General features: G+C 77.9%; 1 protein-coding gene. It reads left to right on the forward strand.

From position 1 onward, the window contains the following. Positions 1-716: efflux RND transporter periplasmic adaptor subunit (locus HV824_RS35855; RefSeq protein ID WP_176425276.1), on the forward strand; the 716-nt coding region annotated here is incomplete at both ends.

Raw genomic sequence — 716 nt, forward strand, 5'->3', positions numbered from 1 at the left:
GCCACCGCCTCCGTCCCCGCCGAGCGCGCCGCGCCCGTTCCCCTGAAGGAAGGCGTGGTGCGGCTGGCCGAGGTGTCGCGGGCCTTCGTCACCGTCACTTCGGTGAAGGCGGACGCCAGCAGCGCGGCGCTCCAGGCCCCCGCGCGCGTGGCCTTCCGGGACGGGGCGCTGTCGCGGCTGGTGGCGCCGCTGGCGGGCCGGGTGGTGCGCGTCCACGTGCGCACCGGCGACACGGTGAAGCCGGGCGACGCGCTGGTGACGCTGGACTGCCCGGAAGCGGCGTCATCGCGCACGGCGGTGGCCACCGCGACGGCGGCGCTGCGCGAGGCCCAGTCCGCCTTCGAGCGCGAGGTGCGCATGTCCGAGCAGGGCGTGACGACGGAGCGCGAGCGCCTGTCCGCGGAGACGCGGCTGGCGGAGGCGCGGGCGGAGCTGGCGCGGGCGCAGGCGTCCGTGGGCTTCGTGGGCGCGGGCAGCGGCACCACCGTGGTGCTGCGCGCGCCGCTGGCGGGCACGGTGCTGAGCCGGAGCGCGGCGGAGGGCATCGCCGTGCAGCCGGGCGGGGACGTGCTGGTGGAGGTGGGGGACCCTTCGGCGCTGTGGGTGGTGGCGGACGTGTTCGAGCGCGACTTGCCGCTGGTGCGCGAGGGCGCGCGGGTGCGGGTGACGATGCCGTCGGTGCACGCGCCGCTGGAGGGGACGGTGGACTCGGTGGG

This window comes from Myxococcus sp. AM009 (assembly GCF_013372605.1).
GTDB lineage: Bacteria > Myxococcota > Myxococcia > Myxococcales > Myxococcaceae > Myxococcus > Myxococcus vastator.